Here is a 14,835-nt window from a genome sequence, read left to right on the forward strand (position 1 = left end):
TCCGAAGTCGGGCAATCCGCCAACGAGGCGCAGGTCCGGGAAGCGAAGGAGCTGCACGAAACCACGGAAGAAGGCTTCATCCAGAGCATCCAGAGCGTCTTCAACCGGCTGTATTACCCCGGTGCCGAAGGCACGCTGGAGGCGGCCACGATCGACAATGGCCTGAAGTTCGGTAAGAACGACCAGTCCCCGGAAGCGCAGATCGAGAAGTACCTGTCCTCGACCCGGTGCGACGAGAAGCTGATCGAGGACCTGGAAAGCGAAATGGATGCCATGATCTCCATGGCGGAATCCATGCTCTGGCGAGAGGGGCAGAAACGCGAGCCGTGGAAGGACATCCGCATGCGAGCGGTCGCGAAGCCGGACTGGCCGTGGCTCCCCGGCAGCAAGGGTCTGGATCAGGTGAAGACCAGCGCCCTGTCCCGGGGCATCTGGCGTGAAGGCGCGGACGGCTACATCGAGAAGGGGCCGTTCGCCAAGGAAAAAACCAGCGTCAGCGTGACCACCCGCGCCACGGACGAGAAAACCGGCGAACTGGAGCTGACGATCAGCCCAAAAAACGCGGGGAATACCCCACGGGTTCACTACAGCACCGATCCCGGCGTGTCGGAGCGGGATCCGGTGGTCGATGATCTGGAGGCTTTCCGGACCACCGAGCCGACCCTGTACTTCCTGGCGGTGGACCCGGACGGCGAGCACGAGACCGGGGATGCCTTCCTCTGGAAAGCCCAGATCAAGATCCGCCACGAGGTCCACAGCAAACCGGACCACCGGGTCGTGGAGCTGCAGTCCACCCCGAGGGCGACCCTCTACTACACCACGGGCGGTTTCAGCCCTCGGGAGGGTGTCGAATACACCGAGCCCTTCCGGATTGAGGACGGCCAGGTGCTGGTTCAGGTCTACGCCTGTGCCGGGGCGGCCGAGCAGACCGAGAAGTTCACGATTCAGCCCGCCAGCGATGCCGGCGGTCGTCCGGAGATCGACCCGCATCAACCGGCTCGCCTGCAGAATTCGAAGGTGCGTCTTGATACGACCGAGTCCGTGTTCAAGGTTCTGGTGGACTTCAAGGATCGCGACGTGAAGATGCAGCAGGTGCGCCTGCGGATCGGGGAGGGTGAAGACACGGTGGAGGTTGGCTTCAACTCCCGGACGGTCACCCCGGCGACCCTCGAAACGACCATCAATACGCTGCGCGAGGCCATCGGCGATCCTGATGCCCCGGTGCAGATGAACATCCGCAACGGTGGCGGGGAGTTCGCGACCGGCGAAGACCTCAAGCACTTCGCGGAGATCGCCGGCCTTCAGCTTCAGGCCGACCAGGTCAGCCAGTAAGGAGGTCCCATGGCCGCTGCAATGACACAGGTGGATGCAATGCCTCGCACGAAGAATACCAAGCAGTACGCGCAGGAAACCGCTGGCTTCGGCGTCCCCAAAACCACGGCGCCGCATCACTTCATCGTGGAGGTCCCGCGCGGCAACAACCAGCCAGTGAACATCACCGAGGACCTGGGCGTCGCCGTGGAGGATCGTCGACACGAGGTGCTGGACCGGGTGGTTATTCCCCGTCGCAACTGGACCGAGATTCAGGCCGCGGTGAAGCGTGCGTTCAACGAACGTCTGAAAGCCCACAACCTCGCCACCGGGCAGTGGAAGGTCGGTACGGTCCCCGTGGATCGGATGCTCGGCAAGGAGCTGTGCGTGCTCGGCTGGGCCATCGAGGACATGCGGCCGGAGGAGGCCCGCTACGCCCTGCGGAACTGGCTGGCGCTGCGCCCCGAGGAACGATGGTGGCTGTTCGACATGGTGGCCGCGACGGTGGGTGGCCCCGAGGGTAAGGGGCGCGGCTGGCGCATGGCGCTTCGCTATGCCCTCGGCGATACCCCGGAGGCTACCGTGCGCAATGCCCGCTTCGGCGACGACATCCAGACCAACAAGAAAAAGCCCGATTCGGAGCCGAATCTGGGCCTGTTCACGGACGAGAAGGAATAAAGCCATGACCGACGCGAAATACCCGAACCTGGAACCCATGAGCCTGAAGGATGCCCCGGCGCTGATCGAGCGGGTATTCCCGGCGCAGAAGGTGTCGGCGGAGGCGCAGAAGGAGAGGAAAGCCGGATCCGGCCAGACCCTCACAGCGCTGGGTTCCTACTGGAAGGGGCGCAAGCCGCTGATCATGGTGCGAGCCGTGGTTTTGGCGAGTCTCCTGCCAGTGACCGAGGACGTGGAAGCGGATCTGGCAATCTTTGAGAAGCTGATGGCCATGGACGATGCGGCCTTCGGGCGCCGAGAACCCAAGTTGAGTCCTATGGAGGTCGCTGAAACGGTCGCTCTGCAAACCCCCCAGGCCTTCTTCGACTTCACGGCCACCGGTCGGGTCCTGGACGAGGAAGACATCGAAGATGTGACTTTCCCCATCGATCTGGAGGATTACCCCGGCCTGCGCATTCGCTGGAAGCGTGGACTGGATACGGGGGCCAAGGCATCGGTGCTGGCAAAGGCTATGGTCGACATGACCTACGAAGACAAGGTCGCACTGACAAAGCGGCCGGAGGAAGTCGATCCGGACACCCTGTATAGACCCATCTGGCGGGATGTGAACGCGCACCTCGGGCATTTCGGGATCGAGGCGCATTCCCACGAAGAACTGGTCGAACAGCTTGGCATCCTGCGTTACGGGCATCGCCCCCGGGTGGGTGACACCTTCTGCGGCGGTGGCTCCATCCCGTTCGAGGCGGCCCGGCTCGGGTGTGATGCCTACGCCTCGGACCTCAACCCAGTCGCCTGCATGCTGACCTGGGGTGCTTTCAATATCATCGGGGCAGATGAGCAACGGCGCTCCGAAATCGAGGCGGAACAGCAGCAGGTGGCCAAGGCCGTAGACCGGGAGATTACGGAGCTGGGGGTCGAGCACAACGAGCGCGGTGATCGGGCTAAGGTCTACCTCTATTGTCTGGAGATGCAGTGCCCCGAGACGGGTTGGAGGGTGCCGATGGCACCGAGCTGGGTGATCTCCAAGACGCGGAAGGTCATCGCTAAATTGATCCCGAACCATCAGGCAAAGCGTTTCGACATCGAGGTCGTCACTGGGGTGTCGGATGCTGATATTAAAGTGGCAAGTCAGGGCACGGTTCGCGATGGAAACCTGACTTACGAACTGGACGGCAAACGATATACCACGCCGATCAGCACCCTACGAGGGGATTGCCAAGACGAGAACGGTGTTCGCCGCAATCGACTCCGTCAATGGAAAAAGCATGACTTCATGCCGTGGCCGAATGACATCTTTCATGAGCGCCTTTACGCCATCCAGTGGATGAAGGCGGACACTCTTGGTCGCGCCCGTCCTGAGACCTACTTCGCCTCGGTCACGGACGCTGATCTGGAGCGGGAGTGCAAGGTCGAGCGGATCGTCTCCGAGAACCTGGCGGACTGGCAGGAGCAAGGGCTGGTTCCGGATATGGCGATCGAGCCCGGCGATAAAACAGATGAGCTTATCCGCACGCGCGGCTGGCGGTACTGGCATCAGCTATTTAATCCGAGGCAGATCCTCCAGTTCGCTCTTTGGAAAAAAAATGCCAAAGGTCCGCATAATCTGGTCTGGATGGCTAGAGCACTCGACTTCAATTCAAAGCTAAACCCGTGGGTGGGCCCCTCCGGGTACGAGAAAACCAACAACGTTTTCTCCAACCAGGCCCTTAATACGCTCATGAACTATGGCGTTCGCGGGTGGAGTGTAACCAGCACTACCTTCACACTGCCCGAACACTCAGAAATTCATGCGGACAGGGTGAAGTCCGAAACGAAATCCGCTGCTGAACTTTCTGACAACTGCGAGCTTTGGGTTACCGACCCGCCGTACGCTGATGCGGTCCACTACCACGAAATCACCGAGTTCTTCATCGCTTGGCTCCGCAAGAACCCGCCCGCTCCGTTCAACGAATGGAATTGGGATTCCCGTCGAGCCCTCGCGATTCATGGGGCTGGAGAAGAGTTCCGCCGATCAATGGTCGAGTCCTACTCCGCCATGGCCGAGAACATGCCGGACAACGGCCTCCAGTGCGTGATGTTCACCCACCAGGACCCGAGCGTCTGGGGCGACATGATCTCGATCTTCTGGGCAGCGGGGCTCCAGGTCGTCGGTGCTTGGTACATCGCCACCGAGGCGAGTACCGCCCTGCGCTCCGGCGCCCACGTCCAGGGCACCGTCACCCTGATTCTGCGTAAGCGCGGCCAGGGCGCGGGGGAAGCCTTCAAGCGTCGGCTCTTCCCGATGATCCGCAAGGAAGTGGATGCGCAGATTTCGGAGATGATGCGTCTCAACGATCAGGCGAAGGCGCACGGCGGCAGCGTGTTCAGCGATGCCGATCTTCAGATGGCCGGTTATGCCGCCGCTCTGAAGGTCCTGACCGCGTACACGAAGATCGACGGCAAGGAGGTCCACACCTTCGCGCTCCAGCCAAGGAAGAAGGGGGAGAAGAACGTGGTGGACGAGATCGCCGAGTACGCTTCGGAACTCGCCAACAACGCCCTGATCGCGGAGGACCTGAAGGCGATCAACGAAGACACCTGGGAGCACCTGTCCGCGATCGAACGCTTCTATGTACGCCTGCTGGCAATCGAGGCGGACGGGGTGTTCAAGCTGGACAACTACCAGAACTTCGGCAAGGCGTTCCGGGTGGAGTACCAGCCGATGATGGCCTCGACCACGGCGAACAAGGCCCGCCTGAAGGGCGCTCAGGACTTCCGTGGTCGTGAACTCCTTAACGGCGAACTGGCGGGCACGGTGCTGGGTGAAGTCCTGCTGGCGGTGCGTGACCTCCTGGACGACAAGGATCCGCAGACGGTTCTGGCGGAAACGCAGTCCAACCTCGGGGCGCAGTACCTGTCGCAGCGGCCGCATCTGATGGCCGTCGCTCAGTTCCTCTCCCGGATGCTGGCGGAGCGTCGCCCGGAGGAAGCGGAGAAGGCCGAAATCTTCGCGAACCGCATCCGCAACGAGGGCTGGTAACCCATGTCCGGCGGCCCGATCCGACGCTACTCGACCCGTCAGGACCGCATCGACACCACGGTCCTGACGAACGAACTTGAAAACGCGCGGCGGTACGACCGGATCGCGGGATATTTCACCTCGTCGCTGTTCGAAATCGCGGGGGAACAACTCGCGCGTATCGGCCAGGTCCGCATCGTCTGCAACGCGGATGTCTCGGGTGACGACCTCCAGGTTGCGAAGAATCGAGAGGCCGCGCTTCTCGGGCGACTCCACAACGATCCCGGTCTGGAATCCCTGTTACGCCAGGATCGCTATCGTCTGCTGGATGAGTTCCTGCAGGCTCACCCGGATGCCATCCGTGTGGTACCCAACGAAGTCTGCGGGTTGATCCACGGGAAGGCCGGGGTCATCGAACGCGCGGACGGCAACCGCCTCGCCTTCATCGGCTCGATGAACGAAACCCGGATGGGGTGGAAAGGCAACTACGAAATCCTCTGGTCCGATGAATCGAATGAGGGGGCGGACTGGGTGCAGAGCGAGTTCGACTGGCTCTGGGAACGTTCCCACCCCCTCCCGCGCGTCGTCCTCCAGGAGATCCACCGACGCTCCAAACGGACCGAGGTTGCCATCGAGGACATCGAGGATCCGGAGGACGTAGGCCCGGCGGCCGTCGTGGAATCCCCGATGTATCAGGAAGGCTTCTCGCTCAGCCCCTGGCAGCGGGCGTTCGTCAGCGAAGCCCTCAAGCACAAGGAATGGTTCGGGGTCGCCCGTCTACTGCTGGCGGACGAGGTTGGCCTCGGCAAAACCCTTTCGCTGGCGACCGCCACCATCGTTCTGGCGCTCCAGTCCCACGCGAACCCGGACAGGGCGAAGCGCCGACGGAGCCGGCCCATTGCGATCTTTGCCCCGGCGACCCTGACCGAACAATGGCAGGTCGAATTGATCGACAAGCTGGGTGTCTCGATCGGACGGTGGAGTTCGTTCCACAAAGCATGGATCGATCCCCAGGGTCATATCGTCTCCCCGAAAGGGGCGGAGCAGATCGCCCGCTGTCCGTTCCGCATCGGGGTCATTTCGACCGGGCTGCTATCTCAGCCCACCCAGGAGCGCGAGATCCTGGAGAATCTTGAGTTCGAGACGGTGGTTCTCGACGAGTCGCACAAGGCTCGGGAACGTCAGGGTGCCGGCCCCGACGCCGGTGAGCCCAACGTGCTCCTGCAACACGCCCGACGATTCGCCCAACAGGCCGACAACGTGCTTCTGGGTACCGCGACCCCCATGCAGACCGAGATTTCCGACCTCTGGGGGCAGCTCGGTGTTCTGCATCAGGGGCGCGGTCGTTTCGTGCTGGGCAACGACTTCAGCCCCTGGCACAAGCCCGACCGGGTAATCCCGCTGCTGACCGGCGCGGAACAACCGACGGATGTTGATGAGGCCTGGAACTATCTGCGTTCTCCCATTCCACCAACCGAAAGCTCCCCGTTTCCGAGCTATCGGTTGATGAACGAAAAGATCCGCAGGGATCTGGAGATGCGTGAAGGGGACTTCGATCCGCCCCGTAATGCCTCGCGTGCGGATCTGGAGATCGATACTCAGGAAACGATCGAAGATGAACTGGAGCGCCGGGAGCAGGGCACGACGTTCTTCCAGCGCCACAACCCGATCGTTCGCCATGTCGTGCTGCGCAAACGCGCGGATCTGGAGGAAAAGGGGCTGCTCCAGAAGGTCGGCGTGGTTCTTCACCCGGATCCCCAGCGTGTCGATGATGAAAGCGGATTCTTCGCCCTGTTCGAAGGCAAGGCGCTTCGGACCCGGGATGCCTTCGATAACGCCTACGAAGCCGCCAACCGTTTCGGAACCGCCTACGGCCGGCGAAAGCAGGCCGCCGGTTTCATGACCAATCTGATGCGCCAGCGTCTATGTTCCAGCCCTTATGCTGCGCGCTCGACCGCGGAAAAGCTGCTTCAGGAGGGGGAGGTCGAAGAGGACCTTCTGGAAGAGGACGAAGCCGGCGAAATCGACATCCCGACGGACGAGGAGCGGGAGGCACTACATGAACTGATCCGTCAGGTGGACCAGCTTAGTGGTGAGGACCCCAAGGTCTCCGCCGTTCGGTACTACCTGGACGTTGAGGGGTGGGCCGAACACGGTTGCATCATCTTCTCGCAGTATTACGACACGGCGGAGTGGATCGCCCGGCAGGTGGCGGCCATGTTCCCCTCTGACCCGGTTGGCCTCTATGCCGGCGCCGGCAAGAGCCGTCTGTTCCGTGGGGAACAGTCTTCCACCGCAGATCGGGAAAACCTGAAGCGGATGGTCAAGGAGCGCGAAATTCGGTTGATGGTTGCGACCGACGCCGCCGGCGAGGGCCTGAACCTGCAAACCCTTGGAACCCTGATCAACATCGATCTCCCCTGGAACCCGGTGAAGCTGGAACAGCGAATCGGCCGGATCAAGCGGTTCGGTCAGACCCGCGCCAACGTGGACATGCTGAACCTGGTTTACCAGGACACGGTAGACGCGACGATCTATGAGCGCCTTTCCGAGCGCATGCAGGATCGCTACGACCTATTCGGATCGCTCCCCGACACGATCGAGGACGAGTGGATCGAGGATGAAGCGAAGCTGGCGCAGGAGATGGACAAGCGGATCGAGAACCGAAAGAAGGTCAACGGGTTCGATCTACGCTACAACGACAGCGTGCTTGAAGGCGGGGACGACCCATGGCGGGACTGCGTGCAGGTTCTATCGCGGCAAGATATCGAGGAAGTGATGCGTTCGGGGTGGTAGAACCGTCCACCCGAGGGAGTAGTTCACGGTGTCGGCCGAGGACGCATTGACCGTTGCTGAAGCCATCGTCAACGGGAACATCGCGCAGTATCGGCTGGATTCTGTTTCCGGGCGTGTATTGGGACGCCAATCCTGAATTACGGTTACCCCTTCCTTTCGATGGGGCATTTTGTCACGCTGGTCTGAAGCGCGAAATCCGGCCGCGCATGTTCGCCGGGAAAAAGGAAGAGTCACTATGAAAGGACTGATCATCGGGCTGCTGGGTGCAGTCCTGTTTCTGGGGGCCGGCGTGGCCTCGGCACAAACGACTTACGACCACACGACGGGCAATCAGTACAACACTATCGGCAACACCACCTACGGGTACAACCCTCGCACGGGTTCGCGCTGGCAGACGACCAACCAGGGCAACCGGAGCTACGGGATCGATTCCGATGGCAACTCCTGGAGTTACGACCGGCGCAGCGGAACCTATAGCAACCCCGGCGCCGGGGAGTTCCGCCAGAACAGCCCGAACACGGGAAGCCCGTTCGGTCGCTGATGATCCACCGACCGGGAGGCCCGCCGTCGTGCGGGCCTTTTCTTCGTGTGACGTTGAAATGCTCCATTGCGGCCCTGCACTGACAGGGCGCCCTCTCGTTTTTAAGCCGCAATTCAGGAAATCGGGCGCATAGTGATCCTTGGAAGGACCATCAGGCGTCCTTTCGGGTGATTCCAGATCGCTGCAACGAGATCACGATTGCTGACGAAACGCGGAGGCTTCATGCCCGACAACCACAGCACCAGTCGCCGTACCTTCCTGCGCCGCGCATCCGCCGCGGTGGCCGCCATTCCGGTGGTGAGCCTGGTGGGCACACAATCCCTGTACGCGGCGGACGAGAAGGCCGAAGACGGTCACGCCCACGACTACGTGGACGATGCCGCCGATGCGGCGGATCACCCGCAGTACCAGGAGGGCGCCCGTTGTGACAACTGCGCCTTCTGGGACGACACGGCTGACGCACCGGAAGGGTACGGCGGCTGCCACCACCAGGCCTTCCAGAACGTGCTGGTCGCCGATGGCGGCTGGTGTGACGCGCACGTCCGCACCTGACGACAGGGTGGCGATGGCCCGTCGGCCTGCCCGGCGGGCGTCTTCCTCGTTGTCTCGGCGGCGGCCGATCGCGCCGCTGCCTGAATCCACTGTATGGCCCCATGGTGCGCCCGATGAGGAACGCGGGCGCCCGGTGGCATCACGTCGCCCAGAAGAAGGCTTGCCCCGATGACGTGATTTTTTCGATCGTTTCCGGCAGCATAGGCGATGGACATCGTTCGTACCGGTGTCCGATGCGGACGGAACCGCCCGGCAGAATGCCCCCTCGCGGGCGTGGCCGGGCCCGCAAACGCCGGTCACGCCGGATCGACTGCAAGGAGGCCTCATGCTGAACGCTGTGCCGTGCTCCCGGATCACCCCCGATCCTCGTGCCTCCCTTGCGCCACCCCTCACTGACGACTTCCCTCGAGCCTCGATGCCCGGGCCACCTGCGCGTGCCCGGATGGCGGTGCCGTTCGAACGGAACGGGGAGGGTGGCCCGTCGCGTGACCGCTGACGACTCTGAAGCCACTACCACCGGAAGGAATTGATCATGGCCGATTACATGCTCCACGTTCACAGCACCCGCGAACACTTCACCATCGCCCACTGCCAGACGCAGGGGCGTCGCTTCATCCTGAACCGTGTGACCCCCGGTAGCGGACCCATGCCGGACTGCCAGGACCTGGAAGGCCAGACGTTCAAGGACCTCGAATCGATCGAGCGGACCGTAACGGCCCGGATGCGTGATGAAGGCCGGGAGGCGACGCCCAGCACGACCCTTTCCCGCGTGATGCTCGCCCGCGAGATCGGCGAACGCTGGTTGCGGAAAGCCGCGGAAGCCATCCACCGGATTCCCGGCGGCCCGACGGCCGAGGATGTGCCCGACGAACAGGTGGCGCCGCAGTCCGACGGCTCACTGCTGATCTGGGTGGATCTGCCGTCCGAGACCGTGGATCTCCGCGTACCGCCGGAATCCTGGGCCTGGCGGGGCCACTGATCCGCGATCCGACCGGCACCCGCCACGCGATCCTGGCGGGTGCCGGCTATTCGGTTGTTCCGCGACCGCGCGAGTCCCGGCTGCCTGTCCCCGTCACGATCTTCCGGAGCACAGCACCGGCCTCGATGTATCGCCGATAATCGTCCTGCGCGCCCGGGGAGCCCGGATCGTAGCCGTAGTGCTCGCACCCGATGCGGTCGCTCACCGGGCTGTATGCTCTGTCTCGCATCTCCCTCATCTCGATCGCAGAGCCATCTTGTAAGCCCTCCAGGCATCGGCTGGCCGGGCACTTCCGGCTCGATCCATCCAGTGCCGGCGCTCCGCCCGCGTCAGGCTATTCCACCAGGCCATGCCTTCCAGGGCATCCCGGGGCGTCGGTTTCGATGCATTGCGCGATTCGTCGTCCATCGAGCTTCCTCTGTTTCACCGGAACGCTGAGTGCCCCTTGGCTGGCGGGTGGGGCAATCGAGGCCGAATCTCGCCCCCCCCTTAAAAATAGACAGTCCACCGATTTTCGGTAGGGTGGCACTGAATCCAACGGAACCGGCGCGAAGCCGGAAGGAGAAAAAACCACCATGAATCGCATGATCGACTATTTCCGGGAACTGGAGCGTTTCCGCGACCGCGTGGCCGAAGCTCTCGAATCCGGACAAATCGAGGACCCTGAAATCGACATGGGCCCCGACGCGAAGATGACCCTCTCGGCGCATCTGGAGCGTTGTGAGGCCGCCCGGCCGGCACAGCCCGTTCCGTACGACCTCGACACCGAACTGATGGCGGTGATCACGACTGCGCACCTGCCGGAATCCGAGGTTCAGAAGGCTCCTTACGCGCTGAAGCGTGGGACGCTGATCGGCATGGAGCGGGAGGAGGGGTTCCTGATCTCGACTTGGCCGTTCCTTTCCGACGACAACCAGACCTTCCCTCAGATGAACGCCATCCGTCAGTGCTTCCACGAGCGCGGCATCGAGTGGGTCATGTTCGATCGGGACGGGAACGAAGTGGAAGCCTTCCCCACTTATGAATGGTGATGTGCGTCGACGCGCTTCGGCTGGTTCGGCCCACCAGCCGGGGCGTATCTGAAGAAATGGACAGGGTAGGACACTTATCCTACCTTGGAACCATCGAACACCACCCACTGAAACCGCCGGGCCAAAGCCACGGCGCACCAGCAGGAGAGACCGCTATGAGCTACGAAGTCCGAGGGACCCTCCACAATACCCGCGAAGAAGCACTTTCGGCACTGATCGGTGCTTTCGTTTACCCGGATATCGCGCCGGATCGTGATGATGCTCTGGAGGCGCTGGATAACCCCAGCGATACGGCCGACGAGCTGATCGCGGACTGGGGTGGCGACCTGGGGCCGGGCGAAACGCCCGCAACCGCCATCGAGATCGCCGACCATATCCGGGGCTATCGCTACGCCATTCTCAAGGCGGTCGGGTGCCCGCTGTTCCAGTATCGAGAGGATTCGGGGCATACCGAGGATCTGGAGGCGACCGATCTCGCGTCCGCCATCGACGAGGCCCGCGAGCTTCTTCGCGATGGTGATTGGCCGACTGGGGGCAAGACGACTTACGTTTCTGCGGCTGTGATTGACCCGTATGGCGGTGCGCATGGCGTCGAGGTTGCGATCCACCCTGAAGAACCGGAATGCACCGAGTCGGAACACGACTGGCAGAGCCCGCACGACCTTCTGGGTGGGCTTGAGGAAAATCCCGGCGTCTGGGGCAAGGGAGGCGGCGTGGTGGTCACCGAGGTCTGCCGTCACTGCGGAGCCTATCGGATCACCGATACCTGGGATCAGAGCCTGGGGCCGAAACCGGTCGAGACGATCCAGTACCGTGAGGCCGACGATGCCTCGACCGCGTGGGTGCGCGCAAACAAGGCGCCGTCCGTTCTGCGGTCGTTGATCGAGGACAAGGGGTACGGCCGGGTCCTTTCCGCGCTCCGGGAATTCGAAGACGATCCGGATGCTTGGATCGATGAGTACGACATGGACATCAAGGTCGATGGTGAGTGGGTCAGGGGAGAGCCTTTCGCGGATCTCGTGGATCGCCTCGACGCCGATCTGCGTTGGCCGTACTGAATCTGCACGAGGACTCGGCAATGGCAAATACCAAATCGAACGCCTCGGTCATGGAAATCGACAGCGAAGGTGGGCTTTCCCGCCAGGTAACTTTCTTTTGCGGGCTCCAGCCGCGTGAGTTCACAGTGAATGCCCTATCCGCTTCCTCTTTTCGTTTCGAGCTCGAACCTTCGTTCGGCACTCCGGGCTCAGTCGACGCCAGGATCCGTGTCTCGGTGCGACGGGATGGACGGTATTCGGGATCGTTTCATGCCCGTGCCGGGGACCTGGTGGTCGTCGAGACCTCGGCGACTCAGGGCGATGTCGCCCGGGCTGGTCTTTTTCGCGTAACCGCGGATGCCACATTGGAGCCGGTGCCGCCGGAGGATCTGGAGGTGGTCCGGCAAAAGGCCGCCGAAGCCCTTGAAACGGCGGATGCACCGGGTCTCCTGCGGGCCGCCCATGCGCTGCATGGGTCGCTGGAGTCCGTTACCGATGCGATGAGCTACCGCCAGTCGCTTCACCCGGAATCCGGATCCGAAGGCCAGAATTCGACGGGGTAGGATACGGGTGCTACCTTAATACTACCGGCACAAACGATGTCGGCTTCACTGAAATCGCCGGGCTCACCGCCACGGCGTACCAGAAGAAGGAGATCGAAAAATGCAGAACGATACCCGACTCGAAACCCCCTTTGACCGCCATGCCCCGGTCATCGGAAAACGGCTGTTCCGCCTGGCGCTGGAATGGAGCCGGTCCCCGGAACTTCCGGGTACGCAGAAAGAACGCGAAGACCGGATCCAGTCGATCCGTTCGCGCAAGCAGGTCATCCATGGCTCGCGATCGAAAAAGGCGGCGCGCGAAGCGGTCGAAGCCGCGGCGATGGATCTCGAGCGTGAACGCCGCGAGCGAAATAAGCGTCGTGCGGAAATGGCGATCGGTGTGTGCCGGATTGATCCTTACTGGTTGAAGCGGAAACAACCTCGGGAAGGTCGCCGAATGCTGGCCAAGCCCCCTCGCGGCCGGGATGCTGTCACTCTCCCGCAAGGCGACCTGGAAACGCGACTGCATGAACGGGTCGAAGCCTCGGTCCTGAAAGAACTGTATGACGGCTATCGTGTGAACGGCGCCGGCGTGGACACGGTTCATCTGACCCGGGATCCGGCGCAGGTCGGTGTCCGTCAGTCCGAGGAACTGGACTTGAAGTACTACAAGCGGGTCCAGTACCCGAAGAAGGTCACGCATACCCGGATTACCGTGCCTCGGGACTGGCGGTTGCGTGTTGCGCGAGCCGGTCTGACCCGCGTTGGCGGAATGCTGACGCTGGACGCCCAGCGTCTCGAAGGCGCCCCGGATGGCATCACCGTGTACGCCGCGGTCTGGCTGCATCAGGGCCGGGGATACGACCTTGCACATCGGCGTGGGTACATTGCCGTCGGCCTCGGCGACAACTATCACGCGGATACCGTGGAAAAGGCGCTGGCGGGCCTTCGGCGCAAGATTGGTCTGAAGAAGGCCGATGCTGATCTCGCGAATGCGCTGGAGCATCACGGCATCGAGGGCATCGTACAGAACCACCCCGATATCACCGTGACCGTCCAGGACGCGCGTAACACCGGCTCTTGCGAGTACGGCATTCAGTCCTGGTGCCACCGGACAGGCCTGCCGTACGAGAAAGGGGAGGCGCCGCTGGCGGACGTCTATCAGGCATACCAGAAAGCTCCGCTCCCCGAGGCAAGGGCGGCGATCCTGCGGGCTCTGCGTCGACAGAAGAAGGCCGTCCTGAAAACGGTCGCCTGACCGTGTTCGGCCCCGGTACTGGCCGGGGCCGACCCAAGGGGTATTCCTGATGGGGCGATAGACCGAATCACTGCGGCGCCCTGAAGGGCGCCCATCTGGACGAATCCGACTATCGCCGGCACCTGGAGCGAAAGTATCTCGGCCGCGATAGCCAAGACCATGCGAGGGAAAAGATGAAGCGGAGTATTTACTGTTCCGATCCGATCGAGAAGCTGCTGTCTCAATACGACCCGGGTGACGATGGGGAGCCCATGCGCTCCACCAGCGGCGCCATCAATACGGCCGTTGATCGCTACCTGGAGGTGGTGCGCCGTTCGATGCCTGCCTTCCAGCTGAATGAGTGGGGCCTGATCTTCGAGTCGCTCAATGGCGTCTGGATGCAGGAGGGTGCCGGGATGATCGAAGGCTCACTGAAGCTGGGCATCAGCGACAGCATCAGCCTGGATCGCCTCGACCAGAAATGGGAGGTTGAAGGGGATGCGCTTCTGGCGAAGCTCCAAGCGCTCACGTACTGCCAGCAGGTGGCGGTTATCGACGCGGCCGAACGGTTCTGGTCGCAACCCAACCGGGGCAGCACGCTCCGCGAGGAAATTGCCCTGGTCGTAGAGGAACGCTGTATTGAGGATTGATTGACCCGAAGGGTGAAGCCGGCGGCTCAACTGAGCCGCCGGTGTGTGAAAATTCACACGGTTAATCACTGCCTGTGCATGGCCGTTCTTTCGCTTTCATGCCGCCCCTCCAGAAGATCCGGAACACGCCAGTTCCAACCACTACCCTATCGGGCAGTTCTTCCACCACTATGCGACGGTCCTCAACCAGCGCGGGCTTGAAGACATTTCAACCACTACCCCGAAGGGTAGTTCTTCGACCTTGGTTCGGCGGCCTCACCCGGTTTCCGATTTCCGTCTTCCAACCACCACCCCCAAAGGGCAGTTCTTACACCCAGGATCTGTCCACGCTGCGCCGGCTGACCGGGCTCGCCCTACAACCACTACCCCGCAGGGCAGTTCTTCCACCACGGTGAGCCGTGCTACGGAATACCGGGCCGCGAACGACCTTACAACCACTGCCCCGTAGGGCAGTTCTTCCACCCCCGGCTCGACTCGAAGCTC

General features: G+C 62.4%; 12 protein-coding genes. All 12 read left to right on the forward strand.

Translation table 11 applies throughout. The annotated features are described in order from the left end of the window. The coding region (locus F573_RS0112900) for an FN3 associated domain-containing protein (RefSeq protein WP_019022925.1) at positions 1-1,332 on the forward strand (1,332 nt) is incomplete at its 5' end. Between the two features lie 39 nt (positions 1,333-1,371). Further along, entirely contained in the window at positions 1,372-1,989 is a 618-nt protein-coding gene (locus F573_RS0112905; RefSeq protein ID WP_231384423.1) for an anti-phage-associated DUF3780 domain-containing protein, read from the forward strand. 4 nt (positions 1,990-1,993) lie between these two features. Next, complete coding sequence (locus tag F573_RS0112910; protein ID WP_019022927.1) at positions 1,994-5,008, forward strand: anti-phage-associated DUF1156 domain-containing protein; 3,015 nt, start codon at positions 1,994-1,996, stop codon at positions 5,006-5,008. A gap of 3 nt (positions 5,009-5,011) precedes the next feature. Further along, on the forward strand, positions 5,012-7,783 hold the full coding sequence (locus F573_RS0112915) for a phospholipase D-like domain-containing anti-phage protein (RefSeq protein ID WP_019022928.1): 2,772 nt from the start codon (positions 5,012-5,014) through the stop codon (positions 7,781-7,783). 235 nt (positions 7,784-8,018) lie between these two features. Beyond that, positions 8,019-8,324 (forward strand): hypothetical protein, encoded by a 306-nt coding sequence (locus tag F573_RS0112920; RefSeq protein WP_019022929.1) that lies wholly within the window; start codon positions 8,019-8,021, stop codon positions 8,322-8,324. Between the two features lie 222 nt (positions 8,325-8,546). Then, positions 8,547-8,876: a high-potential iron-sulfur protein gene (locus F573_RS0112925; RefSeq protein WP_026300925.1), complete on the forward strand. Its 330-nt coding sequence runs from the start codon at positions 8,547-8,549 to the stop codon at positions 8,874-8,876. A gap of 532 nt (positions 8,877-9,408) precedes the next feature. Next, positions 9,409-9,855, forward strand: a complete 447-nt coding sequence (locus F573_RS0112930; RefSeq protein ID WP_019022931.1) for a hypothetical protein — start codon at positions 9,409-9,411, stop codon at positions 9,853-9,855. Positions 9,856-10,430: 575 nt separating this feature from the next. Further along, on the forward strand, positions 10,431-10,886 hold the full coding sequence (locus F573_RS0112940; protein WP_019022933.1) for a hypothetical protein: 456 nt from the start codon (positions 10,431-10,433) through the stop codon (positions 10,884-10,886). Positions 10,887-11,041: 155 nt separating this feature from the next. Further along, a complete protein-coding gene (locus F573_RS14635; RefSeq protein WP_019022934.1) occupies positions 11,042-11,944 on the forward strand; it encodes a hypothetical protein in 903 nt (300 codons plus the stop codon). A gap of 20 nt (positions 11,945-11,964) precedes the next feature. After that, positions 11,965-12,486 (forward strand): hypothetical protein, encoded by a 522-nt coding sequence (locus F573_RS15105; RefSeq protein WP_155986663.1) that lies wholly within the window; start codon positions 11,965-11,967, stop codon positions 12,484-12,486. Positions 12,487-12,586: 100 nt separating this feature from the next. Beyond that, positions 12,587-13,723, forward strand: a complete 1,137-nt coding sequence (locus F573_RS14640; RefSeq protein ID WP_019022936.1) for a hypothetical protein — start codon at positions 12,587-12,589, stop codon at positions 13,721-13,723. A 173-nt stretch (positions 13,724-13,896) separates the two neighbouring features. Next, entirely contained in the window at positions 13,897-14,352 is a 456-nt protein-coding gene (locus tag F573_RS0112960) for a hypothetical protein (RefSeq protein WP_019022937.1), read from the forward strand. Positions 14,353-14,835 lie beyond the last annotated feature (483 nt).

The organism is Thioalkalivibrio sp. ALE23 (assembly GCF_000378545.1).
Classification (GTDB): domain Bacteria; phylum Pseudomonadota; class Gammaproteobacteria; order Ectothiorhodospirales; family Ectothiorhodospiraceae; genus Thioalkalivibrio.

Bases quoted from the DNA above. Each gene is read 5' to 3' on its own strand.
- F573_RS0112905 (WP_231384423.1), top strand. From the start codon at position 1,372: ATGCCTCGCACGAAGAATACCAAGCAGTACGCGCAGGAAACCGCTGGC.
- F573_RS0112910 (WP_019022927.1), top strand. From the start codon at position 1,994: ATGACCGACGCGAAATACCCGAACCTGGAACCCATGAGCCTGAAGGAT.
- F573_RS0112915 (WP_019022928.1), top strand. From the start codon at position 5,012: ATGTCCGGCGGCCCGATCCGACGCTACTCGACCCGTCAGGACCGCATC.
- F573_RS0112920 (WP_019022929.1), top strand. From the start codon at position 8,019: ATGAAAGGACTGATCATCGGGCTGCTGGGTGCAGTCCTGTTTCTGGGG.
- F573_RS0112925 (WP_026300925.1), top strand. From the start codon at position 8,547: ATGCCCGACAACCACAGCACCAGTCGCCGTACCTTCCTGCGCCGCGCA.
- F573_RS0112930 (WP_019022931.1), top strand. From the start codon at position 9,409: ATGGCCGATTACATGCTCCACGTTCACAGCACCCGCGAACACTTCACC.
- F573_RS0112940 (WP_019022933.1), top strand. From the start codon at position 10,431: ATGAATCGCATGATCGACTATTTCCGGGAACTGGAGCGTTTCCGCGAC.
- F573_RS14635 (WP_019022934.1), top strand. From the start codon at position 11,042: ATGAGCTACGAAGTCCGAGGGACCCTCCACAATACCCGCGAAGAAGCA.
- F573_RS15105 (WP_155986663.1), top strand. From the start codon at position 11,965: ATGGCAAATACCAAATCGAACGCCTCGGTCATGGAAATCGACAGCGAA.
- F573_RS14640 (WP_019022936.1), top strand. From the start codon at position 12,587: ATGCAGAACGATACCCGACTCGAAACCCCCTTTGACCGCCATGCCCCG.
- F573_RS0112960 (WP_019022937.1), top strand. From the start codon at position 13,897: ATGAAGCGGAGTATTTACTGTTCCGATCCGATCGAGAAGCTGCTGTCT.